The 23,664-nt window shown below is 46.4% G+C and carries 20 protein-coding genes; 18 read left to right on the top strand and 2 right to left on the bottom strand.

Annotation, left to right across the window (positions count from 1 at the left end; genetic code table 11):
* Nucleotides 1-22: 22 nt before the first annotated feature.
* Complete coding sequence (locus tag ACJJI6_RS07525; protein WP_475713006.1) at nt 23-1,555, bottom strand: DUF1254 domain-containing protein; 1,533 nt, start codon at nt 1,553-1,555, stop codon at nt 23-25.
* Nucleotides 1,556-2,439: 884 nt separating this feature from the next.
* Between ACJJI6_RS07525 and ACJJI6_RS07520 the strand changes: the two genes are divergently transcribed.
* The 17 genes from ACJJI6_RS07520 (at nt 2,440) to ACJJI6_RS07440 (ending at nt 20,220) form a co-directional block, all read left to right on the top strand.
* A complete protein-coding gene (locus tag ACJJI6_RS07520) occupies nt 2,440-3,915 on the top strand; it encodes a class I adenylate-forming enzyme family protein (RefSeq protein ID WP_475713005.1) in 1,476 nt (491 codons plus the stop codon).
* Nucleotides 3,916-4,007: 92 nt separating this feature from the next.
* Nucleotides 4,008-5,156, top strand: coding sequence for a type III PLP-dependent enzyme domain-containing protein (locus ACJJI6_RS07515; RefSeq protein WP_475713004.1), 1,149 nt, complete (start codon nt 4,008-4,010; stop codon nt 5,154-5,156).
* A 3-nt stretch (nt 5,157-5,159) separates the two neighbouring features.
* A complete protein-coding gene (locus ACJJI6_RS07510; protein ID WP_475713003.1) occupies nt 5,160-6,200 on the top strand; it encodes a hypothetical protein in 1,041 nt (346 codons plus the stop codon).
* Complete coding sequence (locus ACJJI6_RS07505) at nt 6,197-7,030, top strand: hypothetical protein (protein ID WP_475713002.1); 834 nt, start codon at nt 6,197-6,199, stop codon at nt 7,028-7,030. Before ACJJI6_RS07510 ends, ACJJI6_RS07505 begins: the two co-directional genes overlap by 4 nt.
* Nucleotides 7,030-7,557 (top strand): hypothetical protein, encoded by a 528-nt coding sequence (locus ACJJI6_RS07500; RefSeq protein WP_475713001.1) that lies wholly within the window; start codon nt 7,030-7,032, stop codon nt 7,555-7,557. Before ACJJI6_RS07505 ends, ACJJI6_RS07500 begins: the two co-directional genes overlap by 1 nt.
* Nucleotides 7,558-7,559: 2 nt before the next feature.
* Entirely contained in the window at nt 7,560-8,579 is a 1,020-nt protein-coding gene (locus ACJJI6_RS07495) for a hypothetical protein (protein WP_444927537.1), read from the top strand.
* On the top strand, nt 8,572-10,434 hold the full coding sequence (locus ACJJI6_RS07490) for an acyl-CoA dehydrogenase family protein (protein WP_444927538.1): 1,863 nt from the start codon (nt 8,572-8,574) through the stop codon (nt 10,432-10,434). Before ACJJI6_RS07495 ends, ACJJI6_RS07490 begins: the two co-directional genes overlap by 8 nt.
* Nucleotides 10,431-12,398 carry an NAD(P)/FAD-dependent oxidoreductase gene (locus tag ACJJI6_RS07485; RefSeq protein ID WP_475713000.1) on the top strand — a complete coding sequence of 656 codons (1,968 nt, stop codon included), beginning with the start codon at nt 10,431-10,433 and terminating at the stop codon, nt 12,396-12,398. The genes ACJJI6_RS07490 and ACJJI6_RS07485 overlap by 4 nt, the downstream gene beginning before the upstream one ends.
* Nucleotides 12,395-13,309 carry an alpha/beta hydrolase gene (locus tag ACJJI6_RS07480; RefSeq protein WP_108732865.1) on the top strand — a complete coding sequence of 305 codons (915 nt, stop codon included), beginning with the start codon at nt 12,395-12,397 and terminating at the stop codon, nt 13,307-13,309. Before ACJJI6_RS07485 ends, ACJJI6_RS07480 begins: the two co-directional genes overlap by 4 nt.
* 38 nt (nt 13,310-13,347) lie before the next feature.
* Nucleotides 13,348-14,436 (top strand): hypothetical protein, encoded by a 1,089-nt coding sequence (locus tag ACJJI6_RS07475; RefSeq protein ID WP_475712999.1) that lies wholly within the window; start codon nt 13,348-13,350, stop codon nt 14,434-14,436.
* Between the two features lie 2 nt (nt 14,437-14,438).
* Nucleotides 14,439-14,693: an acyl carrier protein gene (locus tag ACJJI6_RS07470; RefSeq protein ID WP_282933202.1), complete on the top strand. Its 255-nt coding sequence runs from the start codon at nt 14,439-14,441 to the stop codon at nt 14,691-14,693.
* Nucleotides 14,694-14,712: 19 nt separating this feature from the next.
* On the top strand, nt 14,713-15,447 hold the full coding sequence (locus ACJJI6_RS07465) for a tetratricopeptide repeat protein (RefSeq protein WP_444894156.1): 735 nt from the start codon (nt 14,713-14,715) through the stop codon (nt 15,445-15,447).
* Complete coding sequence (locus ACJJI6_RS07460; protein WP_475712998.1) at nt 15,447-16,151, top strand: ABC transporter ATP-binding protein; 705 nt, start codon at nt 15,447-15,449, stop codon at nt 16,149-16,151. The genes ACJJI6_RS07465 and ACJJI6_RS07460 overlap by 1 nt, the downstream gene beginning before the upstream one ends.
* The gene (locus ACJJI6_RS07455; RefSeq protein WP_475712997.1) at nt 16,148-16,867 is read left to right on the top strand and encodes a hypothetical protein; all 720 of its coding nucleotides are present in this window, start codon (nt 16,148-16,150) and stop codon (nt 16,865-16,867) included. Before ACJJI6_RS07460 ends, ACJJI6_RS07455 begins: the two co-directional genes overlap by 4 nt.
* Nucleotides 16,868-16,869: 2 nt before the next feature.
* On the top strand, nt 16,870-18,099 hold the full coding sequence (locus tag ACJJI6_RS07450; protein WP_475712996.1) for an ABC transporter permease: 1,230 nt from the start codon (nt 16,870-16,872) through the stop codon (nt 18,097-18,099).
* Nucleotides 18,100-18,111: 12 nt separating this feature from the next.
* Entirely contained in the window at nt 18,112-18,864 is a 753-nt protein-coding gene (locus ACJJI6_RS07445; RefSeq protein WP_475712995.1) for an outer membrane lipoprotein-sorting protein, read from the top strand.
* A gap of 12 nt (nt 18,865-18,876) precedes the next feature.
* A complete protein-coding gene (locus tag ACJJI6_RS07440; RefSeq protein ID WP_475712994.1) occupies nt 18,877-20,220 on the top strand; it encodes a hypothetical protein in 1,344 nt (447 codons plus the stop codon).
* On the opposite strand, the gene ACJJI6_RS07435 is transcribed toward ACJJI6_RS07440, so the two are convergent.
* Entirely contained in the window at nt 20,217-22,481 is a 2,265-nt protein-coding gene (locus tag ACJJI6_RS07435; protein ID WP_475712993.1) for a multiheme c-type cytochrome, read from the bottom strand. The genes ACJJI6_RS07440 and ACJJI6_RS07435 overlap by 4 nt on opposite strands.
* Before the next feature lie 106 nt (nt 22,482-22,587).
* Between ACJJI6_RS07435 and ACJJI6_RS07430 the strand changes: the two genes are divergently transcribed.
* Nucleotides 22,588-23,637 carry an HAD family hydrolase gene (locus ACJJI6_RS07430; RefSeq protein ID WP_475712992.1) on the top strand — a complete coding sequence of 350 codons (1,050 nt, stop codon included), beginning with the start codon at nt 22,588-22,590 and terminating at the stop codon, nt 23,635-23,637.
* Nucleotides 23,638-23,664 lie beyond the last annotated feature (27 nt).

Here is a 23,664-nt window from a genome sequence, read left to right as displayed (position 1 = left end):
AAGCCTGGAGGAGTCGGTTCTTTCAATATTCAGTAGGCTCCACCTCTCCAGGGCGCCAGGTTTTCTCCAGCCATGGCCCCAAGGGGCCATACAGTCTCAGGATTACGAAGAAACCTTTGTTGGGTAAGGTCTCCAGCCAGTTTTTCTCAAACCCTTTTGGCGCCTTGGGTCCAAAATAAACGTCATAAGAACCATCGGAATTTTGTCTTATCCCTTTCGACTGGCTGCTTACTGCGGGAAAGGGTTGGCTGGTTTTTAACATTGAGCGCGTTTGGCTGTCGTAGATATTTACTGCCCAAAAGGCATTGACCGGTACATCGGGGGGCAGGTGCAATTTGTATTTTCTAGAGCCATCAAAGGGCTCTTTGTTTTCATCAACAAAGGCAATGGCGTAATCAGAACCTTTGCCAGGTTCAATAGCAGTCATTGCTGGGCTGACACCGGTATAGGGGTAGAAGTAGCTGACTCGAGCGTCACTATTGATGGTTTTGCCATCGGGGCCATTGAAGAAGATGTTCTTGCCGGGAAACGCCATTACCCAGGCGCTATCCGTGCCTGGGTAGATTTTGATATCGGAGAGGGATTTGTCTGTCCGTGGATACCAAACAATTGAGCGAGCTATACCATTACCAATTGCAACTGCGTCCGTAAGAATTTTGGTCATTCTTTTATCTGGACTGAAGGCTTTTCCTTTTTCAATGCCTATTGAGGCAAAGAGGCCGCGCGTTTCTGGGTTAAGCATCCCAACCCACTCGTATTGAACGACTTCATTGAGGTGCTTATAGAATTGATAGTCATTGGGGTGGATGGTGTTGAAGGCCTTTCCAGACGCACTGATAAAGACCATCCTTGGCGGGTTACCTTTTTGAGCCAAGGGGTAGATTCTCAAGTTGTCTTTGATGTTTTGCACGGCCTCCGGCAAAGGCTGGTTACTTGGTGAGCGCATAAACACCCACAGTTGGAAGGAGCGAGGGTAGATGGGAATGTAGCCGAAGGGAATATTGCCTTTATAGTCTGGTGGCAGTAACAGAAACTTTCCCCCGCGCCCCTTATCCGGGCCAGAGGAGCCGATATCTTCAACAAAGCGGAACCAGGCATCATTAAACGCGCCCATAACGTCGGGCGGCGAGTGAAACACAGTTGGTCCGTCTCGTTTTAGATCTAAAAAAGCCAGCGTATAGATAGTCGAAGTATTGCCTGTGAGAAAAAGAGACTCAGAGTTCATTAATCGATCGAAAATTAAGACTTCATTGGCAGACTTAGCGCCAAGCTCTCTTCCCCCTTTCATCAGAGCATGTACTGATGCTCCCTGAATTCCTTTGAGGAAACTATCCACCGCACGCATATGATCCAAATAGTCGTAGAGCTTTTCTGCGGTCTGGGGGTAGGGAGCGCCATCGCGGAATTCGAGAGTGCCAATACTACTGTCCACCTTATCTGGAGTACTGATTGATTTCAGAGTCTCTGGATGTAAATCGGCGCAAAGCGGCAGAGAGCTGGTTAACAGAAGAAAAATTCCGACAGACCCAAATGCGTACTGAAGTAATCGAATCAAAATAGCTACCTCTATATGCAAGGCGTGCGTGATACGTAAGTGTGTGGTATTGCTTCCTCTATTGGGGTTATTTCGTGCCAATTTTTTGTGTTAACTGCCGGATTATAAAGATGGCTATCCCCAGGCGTAACTTGGGTATCTTTAGCGATAAGTTTGGCTTAATTTTGATCTGGTGAGGCCGCTGATTTAAAAGGTCAATTTTATTGTAATTATTGGTCTGTCGTATTTAGGCTGACGCCCATGTTTTATCTGACAGACCTGGATTTAAAGGTTTACTTGAAGTCAGTAATTTCACGCCGCTACTGATCTGACTCTCCTGTAGTCGAAATTATTGCATTAACTTGCATTCAAATATTTATCTGGCTTTCAGTGCCAGTAGCCGATCATTTGTAAAAGAAATCTTTCAAGGTTTCATGGTTCTCAAAAACCGTCCTTCAGAAAATAAGTTTGAGTAATTTTTAATATTTGCCCATCCTATTTTGTGACCAGTCGGTTCAAATTTTTTGGGCTTTATAGGGTTTCACTACCAAAAAAATTATTTTCTTTTTTTTGATCGTTTAATGGAATTAAATCCTGAGTAAATTGGTTTTTCGTTGCCTATTTTTTTACTTGGTAGTGGTGCGAGATCGGAAAAAGGGTTTATTAACTTCTTGATTTATTTGTCTTTTGGAATGTTTGTAATGTTTAGTCAGATCGAATAATTTCTAACAGGATGAAACTTTTCATGGATTGATAAAGAGGTTGTCATAAGCTTTACAGAAAATGCTTGTCATTATTGGGTCATCCGATTTATAAAATGATCGTCCCATGTAGCCGGTTTGAATAGTTTTTTTTAGGCTTATTCGGACTAGATCAAAAATCTTAGAATAATAAATGGACTAAAAATGTTTTCTCTTGCCAGCCTGTTCGAGAAAGTTGTGGAAAAATGTTGGCAAGGTCGTCTGGAAAATCTGGATGGCGAGGTTTTGACCGCGGCTCACTGTGAGGATGCGTGGCTCTCACTTACAAATGAAGAAGTTTGTTTCAGTGCTGGCGACCGCATTTTAGTGTGTACTCAGTCTGAAATAGAGGCGGTCGCCATTATGTTGGCGGCGTGGAAGATGGGGTTGGTGGTTGTACCTGCAAAGGGGGATCTGAGCCATTCTTCAATTAAAATGATCACTTCAGACTGTAATGCCAAGGCGATATGGCGTGCTGGAAAAATTGAGGCCTTGCCCGATTATCAGCAGGAATGCTCAGAGTTTGAAGTATCTTCTACTCCAGTGGTCACAGGCGTAGATCTGGCTCTGGTGATCTATACCTCAGGAAGTACTGGTAAGCCAAAAGGCATTATGCTTACCCATCAAAATGTTCTGACCTCCTTGGCCTCAATATCCCAATATTTGGGCCTGACAGCACAGGACAGAATTTTGTGCTTATCCCCTTTATCATTTGACTACGGTCTTTATCAGGTACTATTTGCGCTATATAGCAACTGTACAACCATCCTCTACGACAAACCATTTAATCCCATACAAGCCCTTAAAACGATTTCAGAGCGGGATATATCTGTTCTTCCGATCGTGCCAGCAATGGGGGCTGCCCTGGTGAAACTGGTGGGTTTGGTTAAACCTGATCTCAGCAATCTGCGCAGTATCACCAATACTGGGGGCCATTTATCTGAGTACATGATTCGCGCCTGGAAGGAGTACTGCCCAAATCTAAATGTTTTCTCTATGTATGGTTTGACTGAGTGCAAGCGAGCCTTGTACTTGGAGCCAGAGCTTTGGGAAGAAAAGATGGGTTCAGTTGGCAAGCCGATCCCTGGCCTGGATGCACGTGTATTTATACCTCACTCAGAGGTCAGTAAATTTAGAGAAGCAAAAGCTGATGAGGTAGGTGAGCTTTATGTTCGTGGGACGGCAGTGATGCAAGGCTACTATAACCCCGCCGCTCAAGGTGGTGCAGAAATCTTTTCGGGCAGATATCGGGACGACAACTGGTTGGCGACGGGAGACCTTTTTACCCGTGATCAGGATGGCTTCTTCTATTTTAAAGGACGCTCAAAAGACTTAATAAAACAAGGTGGATTTTGTCTGTTTCCAAAAGACTTGGAAAATCATATTGATATGTGCCCATTGGTGCATATCAATGCAGTCATCGGCACTAAAGATAAGCTCGAGAATGAAGTGGCTACTTGTGTTGTGGAGCTTCATGAGAATACCGCTGACAATCAGAAGCAGTTTCGCACTTGGCTGAGAGCGAACATAGATACTGACTACATGCCGAGAGATATCAGGTTTGTTGATGGAATTCAATTAACCGCTAATAGCAAGGTCGATAGGAAGTGCTTAGAACAGGATTTACAAGTCCATGCCTAATGATCTGAGTATATTTAGGCGGGATCCCGCCTAAAACATAAAACGCTAACTTAATAAAAATATAAACGATACGTTTAACCCTTGGGGGAGTTATGGGTGCACTGTCAGATGCGCTGGTTCAACAGTTGGGCCAAAACAAGAAACAGCTATCTACACCTTGTTATATCTATTCCGTTAAAACTGCTCACGATAACTACAAGCAGCTGAAGGAAGCGCTGGGCACGGGATTGATATACTCTCTGAAAGCCAATAGTTGTCTTGATTTAATACTTCGTTGTGGGCACATCTTTGAAGACGGTATTGAGATTGCATCTATAGGCGAACTAAATCTACTTCCCAAAGGGAATAGTCCCCGATTTGTCAATAACCCATCGGCAGATAAGGCCTTTATACGCGCTGCCATTGCGAGTAAGTGCCATTTAATTATCGACAACCTCAATCAATTAACTTTGGTTGAGGAGTTGAAGGCAAGGCGGCCAGTAAACCCCGTCGTTTTAAGGCTTAATCCCTCAATCTTGAGCCACTTTGATAGAAGTCAAAAGGGATTAAGAAAAGATCATTTTGGTTTCGACTGGAATGGCTGTCTTGAGGCTTTGGATTTTTGTAAGAAACATGGGATTCCAGTTTTAGGTTTTCATTTGTTTAGGGGCTCATACTCCTTTAATAAAGGTGCTTTCGACACTGCCAAAGTGGCCTTGCAAGTTGTTTATGAGTTTGAGGGAATACTGGGATACCCTCTGTCATTAGCCAATCTAGGTGGTGGGTTTGACCCCAATTGGCGAGAGCAGGAGTTTGATTTTGAGCAATATAGAAATTTGATTGCTGAATTTCCAGATCATATCAAGGTAGTTCACGAGAGTGGTCGAGCAATTATGGGCTCAGCCGGTTATTTCGTCACGGAAGTTCGCTATAAAAAGTCCATTAACGGTGACAAGTACGCCGTATGTGATGGGGGAATGACCCAAAATTTTCTGTTGGCGAAAACGGAAAGTACCTTTAAACGATTCCAGCAACCTCATGTTTTGCGTAATGGGACTCCTCTAAAAGGAAATGATGAGGGGCAGAAAGTCCTTTTAGTAGGCACTTCTTGCAATAAGGAAGATGTGATTGGGGAAGTCAACAATATTGACCTTCAAGAAGGGGACTTAGTCATATTTGATGGATGTGGTGCCTATAACGCAAGTTATACCGTAGCACCTTTCCTCAAGTTGCCGGCTCCGAACTCTTATCTGGTGGAGTAGATCATGGAAATGCAATCGGTTGTAGGTGGTTTTGTTCTCAATCAATTATCCAGTATTTCACCAGTGCCCAGCACATTGAAATCGCTGTTAGAAAATTCTTGTGCTCGGCTATTCGATGCATCAATGATTATCGAAGATCCTTTGACAGAGCTTGCACCACTTAGGGACGCTTCGGTTCAGCAGCCATTAGAGCAGTTTGAGCAGACCTTTGTTATTGATCAAATTATTGACGCTGTCCGGGATGAAGGACTGGATAATCACTTTCACAATATGATCGGGCTATTTGGCTCGATTATGTTGAGCCTGACTGCTACAGATGATCAGCTTGCCCAGGTCAATAAATGGGTGGAGCAGGGGATTTTCGGCCACTTCCTTATGACAGACCCCGGCGGCCCGAGCCTTATGGGTTGGAAGACAGAGCTGGTTGAAACTGATAGCGACATGCTACTGAATGTCGACAAGATCCACGGCATTGAGGCACATAAGCTTGGCTTTGCCATGGTAGTTACCAAGCAACCGGGAAGGCCTTTTCCCCTGACAGTGATGTTGCCGCCAGAACTCTGTAACCAACTACGGCAGAGTACTGTAGGAGAGCCGTTTTTAAATGGCACCTTACAGCTGGGAAATTGTAAGGGTAAAGTAACAATTACCAAAGATATGTTGTTGAGCAAAGGTGGGTTGGGTAGCGTCAATCGATTTTTAACACTGGTTCGCCCGCGCTTTGTTAAATCATTAATGCACTTTGTACTTTGGCTACATGACTGTAAAGAAGCTCATTTAACCAGCGAAGATCAGGCTCATATAGAGTATCTAATTTATTTGTGTAATGAGCAGGTAGCTGCAACCACTTTCTCTATGCACAGTGTAAACCGTGTACTGGCAACGAAATTTACCAGCAATGAGCTTTTGCTGAACCTGGTCTTGTCAGGAAAGATCAAATCCGTGAATCGACAGCGCGATCTGTTGGCTTTCACAAAAATGGAAGGCAGTTCATATCGGTGCTTCTTTGAGATATATAGCAAATTTAAGGGGTTGCGGGTATGAGCCTGTATTTACGATCTGCAGCTTTTATCCCTATAGAAGGTATCACTGTCTCATCCAGTAGTGATGTATCAACTGCCTTTGGTGATATTGCCAGGATTATCCGAAGACAGACAGATAGTGTATTAGATGCTGCTTCAGAGGTAAAAGATTCGCAAATAGATCGTCATTTTTTATGCTCTACCATGATTGAACTTCCTTTGAGTTCATCGGCGATTAGTGAGCAGGACTTCAATTACGGTGATAATGCAAGAGCGCCAATTACCAGTTTTGTTAATACCTATGAATGTGCATCTTGGGGTTATAGCCTTCGACATTACCTGAAACAAAATCCGGAATCGCGCTACTTAGTGGTAAGTATTCTTGACGCCAATGTTTTAGATCTAACGTTTTGGCGAGAAAATGAAAATTGGGGTGATAGTGGTTTTGGTCTCTGTACACTGTTGTTTGAAGTGCGGAATCTTGACAGTATAAACCTTAATGCATCCTGCACGATTACTTATAATACAACTCCGGAATTTGCCACTGTCATCCGAAAAATGGCTGCTGGACGAGATGAGCTGACTTTATCTTTGCCGTTCTTTCCAGAGAATATTCGCCAGATTTTCTCCAAATTGTTGTCGACCAATCAAAAGTTACCAGACTTGCATGATCGATGGGGGCATTGTTTTGGTAGTGATCCCTGGCTGAATATTATTTGCCAAGGCGCTGAAAAGGGCTTCGACAAGCAAGAAAATTTTCTAGCCTGTTCGATTGCATTGAATGGTTATTATTGCACTGTAGAAGTTACCGTTGATGAACAAAGTCACTTCTATCTAATGGAGGCCGCGTGATGAAGACTGTTGAGCTATCAACGTGTCTCGAACGTAACCCCTATCCGGACACATTGAAATCCTGCTTAGCACAAATGCTGCCGTTGAGTACTGAGCAGGACTATCTTGCATTATCCAGTCTACCAGTTAATTCCAGCCCGGTGCTACTGAATCATTCGGAGCACTATCAATTACTGCTGGATATTCTTCGATACTTTGAAGATTCTGAACTGGATATAGACTTAATCTTGATAAAAATGCAGATGCCCGCTGGTGGGCGTATGCCAAGTGCTCTATTACAAGACACCGTTTTAATGCTTCATGACCTGGCTGGTGAAGAAGCAATATTGGTTAGAGAAGGAAAACGATATATAGCTATTGAAGATAGCTTGGTTCGCCACCCATTTGAAGCGGGAACAAACCAGCTGAAAATCAGGTTGGCAGTGGATGTTGATTGCCATGATCTCTTAATGGAGGGGCTTTCTAAATTACTTATCGAGTGCGGTTTCGGTGATATAACAATAAATACCATGGACGGGACAGCATAAAGATGTTTATTAAAAACCTATGGGTAGACAGTGGCGGGCAGGTTGATCGATTACTTGATGCCTTGAGAGGACACCTGGATCAATATGATTTGTTACCAGAGCTTATCTATGTGGTTTCTGCGGGAGAGGCTAATGTTCTACAGGATAGTCGGGTTGTAGAGTTTATAGCAGACCTTGAAGATGGTGGGCATAATATCCGATTTGTGGGTAGCGCCTGCACCAGCTTCCATGCTGCAGTATTGAGTTTTTCAAAGTGTAGTGAAGCCGAAGCTTTGATCTTAAATCTCGAACTGGGCAAAGAGCGGCAACAAGAGTGCCTGGATTCATTGGGAATTGGAGTTGGACCTGATCAAGATGGCTTAGATGTTCTTGTAGGTGTGGCGGCTACCTGGATCTGTCGAGAGTATTGTGAAACACATCTCTGTCAAATATCCAGCTGCGATATTCTCTCTCAAGCGCCATCTTTATCTGGCGCACCAGATTTAGTAAAGAGTATTAAGCAGGTAATCTCAACCAGCTCTAGTGATGATACTCGAGTAGTATCCTTTGATATCCGCTCGAAATGGGCCAAGGGGCTCCTGAAAGGGTTTTCGCACAGCGACAAGGCCTCATGGTTACCCAGTATTGAAGAGGACGGCTGGCACTATTTGAGTATTAAACCTCTCTCTGAATTGATCAGTTATTACATTGAGGAAAAGGTGACTGATCTATGGCTGTTAACTCTAGGGGGTGGCGGCAGGGTAGGTTGCTTGAAAATAGACATTCCTTCGCCCAATTTTCAGGGCTTTCTTTCAAGACTGGTAAATGTTGAGAAATTGGTGTTGGAAGACGCCTATATAGATTTTAGTTCCGCCCAGCATCTGGGTGACACTCTAGGCCAGGATTACCTTTCGCATATTCGTGAGGCATTAAGGTATCCCAAGAGGATTTACCGTGGAAGACACAACCAGATATTTGACTGGGTATTAGGTGCAGGTAGTTGGCGTACGCTGTTGGAATATCAAGGAGCAAGACATGGATAATAATATTTATAAAACTGATATAAGAGAATTTCAATTCCTTATTGAAGAACAGTTCCATGAAGCTAAAACTCTGTTCAGCAACCAGATGTTTAAAGGGTGCTCACCAGAGATTCTCCATGAAATTTTAGTTCGGGCTAAAAAATTCTCTTATGAGGTTCTCGGGCCGGGATACCAGGATTCAGATCGAGAGGGATGCCAGTTAGAGAATGGGAGAGTGAAGCTCCCGAGCGCATTCCCTGAGATGTGGCAGAGGTTTAAGGATGACTGGGGGAATATCTCCTCATTTGAGGGCGAACAAAATACAACTATTCCGCCCTTTGTAATGCAAATGCTCCTGGAAATGTTTATGGGGGCAAATCCAAGTTTTATGACTTATGGTGGTTTTTGCTTGCCGTCCTCCACCTTGGTGGAAAAATATGGAACCGATCTGCAAAAAGACCTGTTCAGGGACAAATTAGCCACCTCAGAGTGGACATCTTGTCTCTGTCTCACTGAACCCCAGGCGGGAAGTGATGTATCACTTGTAGAGACTCGCGCTGCGAAACAGGAAGATGGCACTTATTTGTTAACGGGCGAAAAATACCTGATCAGTGCCGGTATGCACGACCTGACAGAAAACACCGTTTATTTCGTTATGGGTCGTGGCGAAAAAAGCGGCTCGGGCACCTACGGATTGTCCTGCTTTATTGTGCCTAAGTACTGGGTTGAAGAGGATGGGAGTCTCGGCGAGTTTAATAATATCGAATGCATTTCTCTAGCCGAGAAAATGGGCTTTAAAGGGTGTGCAAACACTCACCTTCGGTTTGGAGACAATGGCCCCTGTAGAGCTTACCTACTGGGGAATCGTGAGAATGTAGGCTTGTTGCAGTTTCTTACCTTGATGAATCAGGCACGAATCAGCACAGGTGTTTATGCCTTGGGTATGGCTTCCTCAGCCTACTACAATGCACTTTCCTATTCGACAAAGCGCTTACAGGGCAAGAGATTTCACGAGAGCTTTAGCTCTACCGCAAGCCGGGTCAATATCGTTGAGCATACCGATGTCCAGCGTATGTTGTTGGAAATGAAATCCAAGGTAGAGGGCTGTAGAGCACTGATTGCTAAACTGACATTGTCAGAGAGCTTAGTCAAAATCTACCAGGGGCAGGAAGACAAAAAGGATCGCATTGCTCACTATCAGGGTTTAATGAACCTGCTAACTCCAGTTGTTAAAGCCTATATCAGCGACCAGGCTTGGCGTATCTGTGAATTGGCGATTCAAACCTGTGGTGGTCAGGGTTATCTCAAGGATCTGGGTATAGAGCAATATGCCCGGGATATTAAAGTGCTGGCAATCTGGGAGGGAACGAATTATATCCAGAGCCAGGACTTGATCCGGGATAAGTTAGGATTGGGTAATTCCAGTAAGCTATTCCAATTCTACCAGGCAGAAATTGACAATTTCCTCAATCGGGCCACGGACTACCCTCAGTTTGAGATTGAATTTGAGCGCTTAAAGACCTCGTTTGGACATTTCGAGGCGGCACTGAAAGCTGTGCAGGTATGGGTGAAGACAAAAGAAATGTTCAAAATCCCTGCCTATAGCACACGTATTCTACATATGCTTGGTGATATAACCTTGGCCTGGCTTTTATTGGAGGCTGCATGCGCGTCATCAGATAAGTTGAGTCAGGACCTGAACGATACTGATGAGGAGTTCTATCGCTCGAAAATAGTCAGTGCTAAATTCTTTATTCGCAATGAGTTACCCCGCACCAAGCTGGTGCTGGATATCCTTCAGGATCAGGACTCTTTTTGTGAAATGGACGCTTCCTCCTGGAATTCATTATTGTCAAATGTGGAGGCTGTCTCATGAACAAGCTTGATCAGCTGGAATCCAATTACGATGTAGTGATTATCGGTGGTGGATGGGCTGGCTTAACCCTGGCCCGTCAGCTTAAACTCAATAAGGATGCTTTAACCATATTGGTTGTTGAGGCAAATACTGAGTTTAAGGCCAAAGTTGGTGAAGCGACAGTGGAGATGACCGGCCATTACTTTATGAAGCAGTTGGGTTTGGTGAATTATCTCTATAGGAATCACTTGCCTAAAAATGGTCTGCGTTTTTTCTACGATAATCCTGAGCATACACTGTCATTAACAGAGATGAGTGAGCACGGAACCACCAGTATTCCGCCTCATCCAGCTTTTCAAATTGACCGGGCCAGATTGGAATCCGACCTTGTCGATATGAATAGGGCGAATGGCATAGAGGTTATTCAGGGCGTAAAAGCAAAAAATCTCAACATACAACCAGGTGATGAACTCCATTCTATAGAGCTTATGGAAGATGGCGCTAGCGGAGTGGTTAACGCCCGCTGGTTAGTAGATTGCAGTGGTCGAAATCGGGTTGCTAAGAAGCATAAGAAGCTTACCCGTGTTGAGAATGTCCCTAAACACTTCTCTGCCTGGGGTAGGTTTAAGAACATACAGGATATCGACTCCATGGGAGATATGAATTGGAGAAAGAAGGCCTTTGGACGCTTTCTTTCAACGAATCATTTTTCTGGAGATGGTTACTGGGTTTGGTTTATACCCTTAAGTGGTGGCTATACCAGTGTAGGTATCGTTGGCGAGAATAGTAAATTCGACAAGCCGCCCACAAAGAAGCAAGATTTCCTAGATTTTTTGTTGGCTTATAGAGCTATTTCGGAGCTTCTGGAAGGCGCCGAGCTTATTGATTTCGAGGCTTGGGGACAGCTTGCCTATAGAGCGGATGAGTTTATCTTCGAGGACCGCTGGGCTACCTCCGGATTTTCCTCGATGTTCCTTGATCCTCTGTTTAGTGGTGGGGGCGATATGATAGCCCTGTTTAATGACCATATTTGTAAGTACATTGTTGCCGATATCTCAGACAATAATCGTGATGAAGCTCAGCAGCGGCTTGCAAAAGAATTGCCGATCGCGAATCAAGTGGTCACAGAATTTTACCAGGGCCTCTATGCTCATGTAGCAAATGTATACCCGGTTATTGACTCTGCTGAACTGTGTTCTCCTTTGCTTGCCTACAATACCGCTGCTTATTTCCTGGAGAGTGCCTGGGATTATATGTCAGGTAATTATCTGGATCAGGAGTACTGGCTACGCAAAAGTTACCTGCGCCGTGGATATATGGCCCTTGAGTTAATCCTGCAACGCCTTTTAGTTGAAACGGCAAAAGAGCTTAAAGCTCAGAATCGATATTTTCGCAGAAATAGTGAAGGTTTCTTTGAGTCCGGTGCCGATCACTATAAGTACTTTGTATATTTAATGGGAACCCAAGGCCGGGATGGTTGGCGAATCGATCTGCGGGTCAAACTTTGGGTTGAAGTTTTCCTGAGTGTTGTTCAGGCGCGACTCGACCTCCCTAAACTGGCAAACCGGATGGTTGTTCAGCAGGCTATTACCCTGCCTGATCTTTTACAAAAGCCAAATATGAATGGGGCTGACCTCAATTGGCTGCTTGAGAAGTTATCTATCAAGCTTACAGATCTAGTCAATGAGGATATGGCAGATCCAGTGAGTGTTGTTGTATCGGAAGAGTCCTTCCACACAGATACGATTGAAATTATGGATCTTGCGGGTAGCTACTCCAATAAAGAACTTGCTGAGGTTAACAAGAAAGCAAAATCTATCTGGGTGCAGACTCAGGAGTATATTGCGATCCCCAGTATGGTTCCTGTATTTCTTGCTTTTGCACGCAGTCAGCCGGATAGCATAATGGATTCGGTTATTGACCAGCGTGAAGCTATGCGCACAGCTGAATTAGACTCTGCTCATGCGGATTCGGAGGTTGTGTGATTCAGGAGTTCTTTCAGGCGCGGGATGGAAAAAAACTCTCCTTTCGCTGGTTGCCGTGCGATGAATCTGACTTGGTGCTTGTCTGCATGCACGGGAGCACGTTTAGTAGCCAGTGGTATTTAATGTTTGGACGGATGGTACACCGAAACGGTATTAGTGTGTGTCTGCCAGACTGGCGAGGCCATGGTAAGAGTGAAGGTGTTCCGGGGGATCTCGATTATTCCGATCAACTGCAAGACGATCTTGCCGATCTATTAAAACACCTCAAAAAAAGAGGGGCTAAGGCCTTTGTTCTTGGAGGGCACAGCGCGGGATCATTGGTTGCACTTAAATATCTGCACCTATATGGCAGTAAAGATATTGCAGGTTTTTTTGCGATAGCACCGCCTCTGACTCAGTCAGAGGAAACAAGAAAGTACGATATTCCCGCATCTGGCTTTGAGTATTACATTCGTTACGGAAGGAAACGTCACTATACGCGGCCTAGGGCATCGGCTGGTGATCAGAATCTGCCAAAAATAAAAATGCTGAAATATTGGCTGGCACTTTTGTTCCCCCCATTGAGGAAGTTATCAGTGCTGAGCTTTCCCCCGGTGGGATCAGCAGCGGGGAATCAGGGACGAGTTCTGGACTGCACGTTTAACTTACTCAGTGCCTATAACGTAAAGAGATACGCGGATCTCTTTGCGAGTTTAAATGTACCCTGCCACTTTTTTGTCGGTGAGAAGGACGAAGTACTTGATACCCATGTGCTCCACACTGTATTGAGCTGGTATCTCTCTCCCAGTATTAAGGCTGGACTCACTGAGTTGCCCAGAGCTACTCATATGTCAGCTATTTCTGCTTCGGCAAAACCTATTTCCAACTGGTTGACAACTTTGATGCGGCAACCTGAGGGGGCTGTTGCATGAGACCTAGCAAAGGCAAAACTCCCCTGATGAGAGAAAAAATGTTGCCCGTCGGTGGAGAGGTTTCACTGAGTTCATTTTTAAATGATGCCGATTGGGGGGCAGGGTATGGCGAAAATTGGACATCTTTAGGAACTATAAAGAGAAGTGATAAAAACACTTTTCACTTGCAAGTTGGCAATGCATTTCGATTTCCCCTTTATTATTACCTGAAGGACGATCGTCTATTTGTTGGTCAGGATTTATCACTATTTCCTGCTGTTGGTGCCGATACGGTAGATTGCCACTACTTAATTGAAATTGAGTATTTTGGTTTCTCCATAGAAAGAAAGAGCCTTTTGCAGAATGTTAAAATGCTCTTTCCAGAAGATGATGTTGTTATATCAGCCAGAGAACTGATTTGGCTCTCAGCTGAACATCATCAATCTGGGTCATTTGATGCCGCTCTGGTAACTCCTGAAGAAGCTACCGATAAACTCTACAACAGTTTACCTGAGGTAACCTCTAAGCTTTTCTCGCCTGTTGATACCACTTTTTATGCTCATATTGCCAATCGTTTGGCGGAGTCAAGCGGCACCAAATTAAAAGTGGGTAGACAAAGCCTGCCTTTAACGGTTGGCTATCAGGAGAAGCGGGCAAAGATCTTTAATAAGGCTCATAAAAATAGAGTCGTAGAAGGGATCGATCTACAAAGTTACACCGATATGGTGCAGGAAGAGTTGGATCGAGCTTGGCAGGACTCCGAATCAAGTCTCGATAGGGAAGATTATATCTTCCAAACTTTCTATCTGCCTTTTGCCCAGTTTTTACTCAATATACTGGCAATGAATACCAGCAAGATGGTGGAGATTGTTGAAGGTTCGGGAGATGAGGGGGTAATTCCCCCGGCACTTTCAATAAGTGATAAACCTATCTGTAATATTTACGAATCTTTTCAGCGGGTGTTTTTTTATGGACACCATTGGCTTGCAAAAGTCTGGTTCTATATACCGCCCATGATCAGTTCTGCTGCCATAAAACAGCAGCAAAAATACTCAGAACGGGAGCAGCATGTTTGTGTTTTTACTTTAACATTGGACTACTTGCTGCGATTTAATAACTTAAAAATAGGAAATGTTACTGGAGAGTAATTATGTCTACAGCAGTTGTAGAGAACAAGGTACAAGAGCTTTGTGAGCAAATAGCTCTTATGCTGAATGTTGATGCTGTCGATGCAGATACACCCATTGCAGAACTCGGGGTGGATTCCCTGAATATTGTCGAGGTGATTCTAATTTGCGAGCAGTTATACCCGGGGGTGATGAGCCCTGAAAATCTTGTTTTCGACGAACACACCACCCTAAGGGAAATGGATGGTCAACTACTTGAAAACTCGGAAGAAGTCTAGCGTACTTCGGGAGCAGTCAATGTTTAAAAAAGTACTTACCATTCTTATCAGTAGTTTTTTTATTGGAAATGTTGTTGCCTGGTTTTCAGGTGCTGCTCCCATCGAGTTTGGCAAGATTGCCTATTCAGAAGGCGAGATGGAGCAGGTGGAGTTTCTCCAGCAGGAGATTGGTGAAAATAGTACAGACCCCGACTTGATGTTGGAGCTTGGGCAGTTATTTAGTCACCATAACGAGCTTGAAAAGGCTGCACACTTGCTGGAAGCCGCGTATCAACAGCGTCCAGACGACATGCTGATACGTGCAGCGTATTACTCCAATGAGGGCAAGCGCGCAGGTGCAATGTTTGATCCTGCAATGGGTCTTTACAAGCTCTATCGTCTGCGGCATGCGATGGATGAGGTGGATCAAGCGGGTCTCAGTGCCGATTCAGACTTTAATGTACGCCTGATACGGCTGATTACTTTTTCTTATGTAGGAGAGGTAAGCGGCCACTTTGAGCGGGTGTTCGAAGATGAAGCCTGGTTTAAGAATCTGATGGACTCAGAGCCCGATCTATTGCCGGCTGCTATGCAGCAGGTGGTGTATTTGTCTTTGGCTAATGCCTACTGGGTGAAAGCTGGGGAGGGCACTGAAGATTTGGCAGTGGCCATGGATTACTACCAAAAAGCAATAGCAATGGCTCCTTGTCCTGCCACGATGCAAACCTCTTGTGAGCAACTGGGGCAAATGGCAGTCACCCTGGGTAAAAGTTAATGTTGGTTGAGCTTAAGCATGTTTCAAAGCGCTATCGATTGGGCGATCTCTGGGTCGACGCCTTGCGGGATATAGATCTTGCTATCGATCGAGGTGAGTTTCTGGCTGTGAAAGGACCCAGCGGTAGTGGTAAGAGCACATTATTGAATCTTCTATCCGCATTGGATCAGTGTGATTCCGGATCAGTTCATATTGATGGCGTTAATCTCGGGAGTTTGGGAGAGCATCAGCGCTCCCTGTTCCGAGGTCGTCATATTGGGATTGTTTTCCAGTCTTTTAACCTGATTCCCGTGCTTACAGCACTTGAGAATGTGATGTACCCGCTGACACTGCGGGGGGCTAACAATGCCAGGCAACTAGCGTTAGACGCTCTGGAAGCAGTGGGGCTTGCCAAGTTGGTTAATCAGCGTCCTACCCAGCTTTCGGGAGGGCAGATGCAGCGAGTGGCGATTGCCAGGGCAATTGTCAGTAAGCCAGATCTGGTGCTTGCGGACGAACCTACAGCCAATCTGGATTCGCGCACGTCGGAGAGCATTATGAGCCTTATGAAGCAGCTCAACCGGGAGCAGGGTGTCACTTTTATCGTAGCCACCCATGATGATTATGTAACCAGCTTGGCATCCCGTGTTATCACGGTGCGAGATGGTCATTTGGTAGAGGATACAGCTACGCCTCAAGGTATTGTTCAGGAGGCTTTTACATGACAGCAATCATGAAAATGTTGCTGGCTAGGGGCCCGCTAACTAGAGCGGCTTTGGCGATTTCAGTTGCATTCTTGTTTTCTGCACCGGCTTTGGCGGAAGACTTCGTCTTTCCAACTCCGATTCCATTCACCAATAGCGAAAGGGAAGCGCTGTTTGCTGCTGTTAATGGAGAAACGACCAGTGAGCAGAGAAAGCAGGCCTACTTGGCTCAGCTTGCGCGTCTTACATCGATGGAAGATGCGGAGTTGCAGGATGTTGAGGATTTAGAGACTCTGATGCAGTCACTGGTGGAGAGTCTCCCGGATGACCCCGAACTCAATGCTGCATTGGGATCGACAACTTCCTTTAAATCCAGCTTCTATCTTGATCGATTGGCAAAACTATCGCTGTTCTCCAGACGAGGCAATCGCATGATGGATCGGGCTGTTAAACAATCTCCATTCAATCTGGGCGCCCGCCTTCAGCGGGGAATCAGCTGTGCCAATATGCCGGCCTTTCTAAAAAGAGCGCGCTACGCTGTTGAAGACCTGGAGCTGGTTAGGGAACAGGTGGGCAATCGGTTCGGTAAAGAATTTCTCGGCTTTGTAGAGTTCTACCTTGCCCAGGCTTACGAGCGCAACAAACAGCCCGATGATGCCCGGGTTCTTTGGGGAAAGGTGGCCGAGTCGGATACCGACTGGTCCACTAAAGCCAAGCTGGCGCTTCGGAGTATTTAGTCATGGGCTTGGGTTGGAAAGTTGCACTGCTGAATATTATGCGTAACGGGCGCCGCAGCCTGATTACCTTGGCTGCGATCGTTTTCGGTTGTACCAGCCTGATTATTTTTGGCGGTTTTGTACAGTCGATGTATGAGGGGATGCGGGAGAGTATGATCCGCTCGCAGCTTGGTCATATACAAATCTATGCCAAAGGTTACAACCAGTTTGGCAAAGCGGAACCGGAAAAATACCTGATTGCTGATGGGGACCTTCAAAAGATTTCCGAGCTGGTAGAAAATGAAACCGATACGTTGGTGGTAGCGCCTCGCCTTAATTTCAATGGCCTGCTTAGTGATGGCAAGCAATCGATAGCCATCACTGGAATTGGTATCGACGCGGAGAAAGAAGTGATGCTTTCCTCTGCAATTCAGATTGTTCAAGGGGACGATCTATTTCCAGAGGATATTTCTGCTGCTCACCTAGGAGAAGGCTTGTTCAATGCCCTGGATGTTCAGATTGGGGACTACTTGACCCTGTTGGCAAGCACCCAGGATGGAGCAATCAATGCTGTCGATGTACAGGTGATGGGGGTAATCACAACCGGTGTTAAGGAGCTGGATGATCGCTTGCTCAGGGTGAATTTGCCTCTGGCCCAGGAACTGCTCTATACGTCAGATATTACACGGCTAGTGGTTTTATTGGAGGAGACTGAACTTACATCTACCTCAATTGCGACTCTGGCCAGTGTCTTTGAGCAGAACAATCTGAACCTAGAAATAAAAAGCTGGGAAGAACTGGCGGGTTATTATCATCAGGTTGTTGGCCTGTTTAACGGGGTTTTTGGTTTTATTACCGTCATTGTGTTGGTAATCGTCGCGTTGAGTATTTCCAATACCATGTTGATGGCAGTAATGGAGCGCACCCGCGAGCTGGGTACTATCCGAGCTATGGGCGGCACTCCTCGCCAGGTTGTAAACCTGATTTTACTGGAGTCGGTATTTCTCGGTTTAATCGGAAGTTTGCTCGGGCTACTGATTGGTACACTGGCAGCCAAGGGAATTACCTATGCTGAATGGATGATGCCCCGGCCACCGGGCAGTACCCAGGACTATCCTATCCGTGTGTTTGTCGTGCCGGATATCTTATTGAAAACCTTCCTGTTGGGTTTTTGTATTTCACTTGTTTCGAGCCTTTATCCAGCGATAAAAGCATCGCGGCTGCCGGTAGTAAAAGCACTTAGGTTTACTTGATTTGGGTCTTCTATGTATAAGTCGAATTCTTTTTATGGGTGGGTGTTGGCGATAGCCTGCTTGTTGTTTAGCTACTCAAGTTATGCATCGGTTTCGGCTGAGTCACTGGTTAATAAGCTGGATGACTTTCGCGGGTTCAGGGATCAGGGCTTTAGCTTTGATATTACCAATGTCAGCTATAAAAAGGACAAGGAGCCCCGCACCAATAAGCTCAGTGTCAAAGTATTTAATGAGCAATCACTGATCCAGTTTTTGGCACCCGCCCGGGAAAAGGGGAGGGCAATGCTAAAAGAGAGCGCCAATATGTGGCTCTATATTCCCGGCACGCGCAGGGTTATCCGGATTGCACCCTCACAGCGATTAATTGGTGAGACCAGTAACGGTGATGTAGTGGGGGCAAATTTCTCCCGGGATTACACCGCAGAGCTGCAAGGGCAAGAAACTGTTGATGGGGAAGATTACTGGGTGCTGTATTTATCGGCAAAATCCTCTGGTGTTGCCTATGACAAAGTAAAAATATGGATGGCACAGGCTGAGGGAAACCTGCCTTTAAAGGGGGAGTTTTATACCCGCTCCGGGCGCCTCCTTAAAACAGCGCACTATAAAGAGTTCAAGCAGTTTGAAGGCGAGCTGAAACTGCATAAATTACTCTTGGTGGATGCACTCATTGACGAGAGTTATACCTGGATGAAGTTCGATGACTATCGTCTTGAGAGCCTGGACCCGGCAATTTTCCAAAAGGGCTCCCTTGGCAGGCTGAATTGAGGTGAGTCGGTAATGGTTATCAGAATCAGGACAATTCTCCCATTTATATTCCTTCCTCTCGCTTTTGCTGAAAAAGTTGCCAGTGCCGAAGACTATCAAGACCCTTTCGAGACCAACTCGGAACTTTTCGATGAAGTGAGCACTGAGGAAGGGGTTTCTCGAGTTGTTTGGGATATTGATGCTTCGCTACTGGGGTATCACCAGCAGAATGAAGTTCGGGATGACCTCTATTTCGATCCGGGTCTGTTTGTCTTTGATGAACAAGAGTCTTTGCTTGCTCTGGATCTCAGTGGCCAGTTCTCCCTGGGAGCACACTTCTCAGTTTACTCGCGGTTTGCGGCGATAGAGCACTATCGGTCTAATGAGGCTGGAACATCTGAAAAAGAGACAGAATCCCATCTGCTAGAGGGGTATTTCTCTTCTTACACTGACAACCGAAGGATTGGTATTAACGTCGGTCGGATAAAACCTCAGTGGAGCAACGGTTACAACTGGTCTCCAGCAAATATTTTAAAAGCCACATTTGATCGCCCCAATCTGGATGCCGATGAGCTTACCCAGCAACTGGGCTGGGATATGGCCCATCTCGATTTCCGCTATGGTCGCTGGAACACCGGCATTTATATGGCTCAGGTTGAGGATGAACTGGATGGTCACTTTGACACTAGCGTAAATGACCATGAGTTTCAGTACGCTCTCGTGGTGAATCGTGAAGGTGACTTGGATACCCGCTTGGTATTACATCAGATAGAGGGGGAGGCAACCAATGTCGCTCTCGGGTTGAGTACTTTGGCTGGAGACAGTGCCACACTCAGGTTGGAGGGGGCTTGGGAACATCAGCGGGAGTTACCGCAGCCGGGCGAACTCTCCTATTTTCCAGCAGAGGACGATGGTTATTTGAAGCTGGTGCTTGGTACTCAGCTCAGCTTCAACCAGGGATGGGATGTTACTGCGGAGTATCTGTATAACCAGCATGGATTCGATGATGACGAGTGGGGTTTGGTTCAAACGCAGGTAGATAGTGCAAAGAACGGATTGAACAGCGCGCGGGTTTATGAGGCGATTTCATTTCTGTCCGAAAGTTTTAACCTTTTATCTACCGGACAACTACGGCAAGAGTATTTGTTCTTGATGTGGGGTAACACCCGGCTGGATAAGAAGTTTCAATATCGTCAGAGTGTGCAATACAACCTGGATGACAAGAGCCAGTACCACAACCTGGAATTGATTCAGAACTGGACTGAGCATTTTAGTACTCGACTGCAAGCCCAGTTTTTCAGGGGCTGTGAGTCCTGTGAATTTGGTCTGCTGCCTACTGAAAGGCTTCTTAGGTTAAGTCTCTATTATGATTTTTAGCGTTTGCTGGCTAAAAGTGCTTCATATTTTTGTGCGATTTCCCGCTTGCCGGATTCCCTGCTAATAGAAATTAATGCCCGCAAAATATCCAGGTCCTGCGGAAACTGGTGATAGCCGTCTTCTAGAATATCCAGGGCGAGTTCGCTGTTGCCTTCTGAGTGAATGGCTATGGCGTATACGTAAAGATAGCGGCTCTGGGTTTGCTCATGCTCAGCCGCCGCCTTTAGAAAACCCATTGCCTCCTGGTGGCGGTTCTGACGAACCAGGGAAAGGCCTAAGGCATGCTGGATTACGGCGATATCCTCACTCTTCGATAGTGCCCCTCTAAGTAATAATTCCGCATCGGTTTCACGTCCACTTGCCCGGTAAAGGTCGGCCAAGTTGATATAGGCGGGTGTGTAGTAGGAGGCCTTGGTTATTGCCCGGCGATAGAAGGCTTCCGCTTGTTGCGTATTTCCTCTCCGGAAATGGAGGTTGCCTAGGTTTACCAGGGATTCCGGCCGGTCGCTGTTGAATAATTCTGAGGTGGTATAGGTTTTAAGGGCCTTTGAGTATTGCTGCTGTACTTGCGCGGGCATAGTCCCGATCTGAGCATCGGTAACGCCATTGGCAGCCAGCGACCTTGTTACGGCCATTTTACTGAAAAGCAGCGGTACACCGATCATCAGTCGCAATTGCTCCGGTAGTTCATCCAGAGACTGCGCAAGGGCCAGGTTTAATAATGGTTCTTCGCTCTGGGCAATTTGTTGGAGTAACTGAGCGGAATTTATCGTCAGGTAGCGCGGTAACAAACGGATTGCGCTGGCCCGAACAATCTCCGGTTGACTGCTGTCCTGAATAAGGTCCATTAACATCTTATCGGCCTCGCTATCCCCGCGCATAGCTGCGTGCAATGTCTGCCCGTAGTGAGGGGGAGGTGAGCCGTATTTGTCTTCCAATATCTTCGCTGCCCACTGGCTCGATTTATCTTGATGGCAGCTGTTGCAAGTATTGGGGGTGTCCAGCGCCTCGGAAAGGTCAGGTCGGGGAACGCGGAAACTGTGATCCCGGCGCCCATCCACCTGCATAAAATTTTTCGTCGGCATATGGCAGTTTGTGCAGCGGGCACCGGGGCTTTGAGTTGGGTGCAGATGGTGATCAGTACGGGCGAATCGCTCCGGCATATGGCACTGGGCACAAACTGCATCACCAGCTGCTCTCAGTTGTAGACTGTGGGGGTTATGACAGTGGCTACAGGTAACACCTGCGGCGTACATTTTGCTTTGCAGAAAAGATCCGTACACGAATACCTCGCCATCGGCCTGGCCATCTGCGTGGTAGAGAGGCTCTTGCAGAAGTGTGAGGTTGAAATGATCCAGTAATTCGCTGTTAGCCTGCGCTCCCGGTAAATGGGTACTCCGCCGAGAATGGCACTGGGCGCAAGTTGTTATTTCACGCTGGATGGCTGCCGATGGCGCAAGCTTGGCAATCCCCGTTTGCAGATCCATTTCCCGGATCTGTTGGGTTGGATCAATAAAATGGGGATCTAGCCCTTTATTCGGCAATACCTCATTTTGTATTTTTGCCCACTGAATGTGCCTTGATCCCGGGCCGTGACAGGATTCGCAACCGACACTGATCTCTGACCAGGATGTCTGGTAGCTATCGGTTTGTAGGCTATAGGCCTTTTGCAGATTGGTGGAATGGCAGTCGGAACACATAAAGTTCCAATTCTGGTTTATGCCGGTCCAGTGCAGGGGATGTTGATGGTCTATCGCTTGATCGGGATAGAGATGAAACCAGCGCTGGCCACCTGCAGATTTGTCCTGGCTGTCCCAAGCAATACTCAGTGCCTGAAGACGTCCGCCTCCCAAATCAATCAAGTACTGCTGTAAAGGGTGGACACCAAATGTATAGGCAAGGGGATAGTCCTGGATGGCTCCACTGGGTCCATCTGTGCGTACGTAATAGCGCCCTTCCTTTTGATAGAAGTGAGATTTCTGCCCCAGATGCTCGAATGCCACCCCGGAGAAATCACCTAGAACGCTGTCACTATTGGCGACTTGCATTGCCAGCTGGTGGTGGGAATCTTGCCAGGCACTGGCCTCATCTTTGTGGCATACGGCGCATTGCGCGGAGCCCACGAAAGTGGCTTCTGAGCTGATTGCTTCGTCCTGGCGTTTGAGAGGTTGGGTATCAACCGGCTCTTCGTTACCACAGGCCACCAGTACGAGACAGATAAGGCTGATTTGGAGGAGGCTAGTGCCAGCTATATTTATCACGGTTTTTTTATTGTGATGAGTTCTTATCTTAGGGAGTTATTCAGAGGCTCCCTAGGCCAAAAGATTAGTTCATGTGCCGTAAATGTCATTTTGTGAGAGGGCCAGAATGCTGGATTGGATATTTAGGGTTGCCCTGAGCCGAGGGTGTCTGCTGCTGGTTTTGGCAATCAGCTTACCGGCACTCAGTTCTCCCTTGCCATCCTGGCAAGATGGCGTTAAAGCCCAAATTATGGCCTTTGTTGACAAGGTTACCCGTAAGGACAGCGCCGACTTTATAACTGTCGGTGAACGTATAGCGGTATTTGATAATGATGGCACCCTCTGGTCCGAGAAGCCCGTGTACTTCCAGCTTCTCTATGCCGCTGATGAGGTTAAAAGACTAGCGCCCCAACACCCAGAGTGGAAAACCCAAGAGCCCTTCGCTTCGATTCTAAAGGGCAATTTATCAAACCTGTTGGGGCAAGGCAGGGAAGGTTTGGAAGTAATGCTTACTGCGACTCATGCGGGATTGAGTACGGATGCCTTCCAGCGCTCTGTTGCCCAATGGCTCAAGAGTGCTAAGAACCCGGAAACTGGCAAACACTACAGTGCGATGGTGTTCCAGCCCATGCTGGAGTTGCTGGAATACTTAAGAGCAAATGGTTTTAAAACCTACATTGTTTCGGGGGGCGGCACTGATTTTATCCGAGTGTTTTCCCAGGAGTTATATGGAATCCCCCCAGAGCAGGTTATCGGCAGTCGCCTAAAGTCCCGCTATGAAAATGGGGGTGGGCATCCCTATATTGTGAAATTAGATAAATTGGCCTTCCTCACCGATAAACAGGGGAAGCCTATCGCAATCAATGACGTGATTGGCCGGAGGCCAGTTTTTGCCGCAGGCAATTCCGATGGTGATTTACAAATGCTGGAATGGACCACCGCCGCTAAGGGGCCGCGTTTTGCCATGCTGATTCATCATACCGATGCCAAAAGAGAATGGGCATACGATAAGAACTCCTCAGTGGGACGCCTGGACAAAGCGCTACAAGCCGCTAAGGCAAATGGCTGGTTGGTGGTAGATATGGCTAAGGACTGGCGGACGGTGTTTCCGCCAGAAGCGAAGGATCAATCAAGCCAGGGGCCGGTGATTCCTCAAGTTCCCGCCTACCGGGACTAGTCTTAAAGCGGTGTATTGAGCCTGCCA

Source organism: Microbulbifer maximicatervae (SeqCode) (assembly GCF_056232625.1).
Note: the sequence above shows the minus strand (reverse complement) of the source record. Positions and strands in the feature narration are given on the sequence as shown.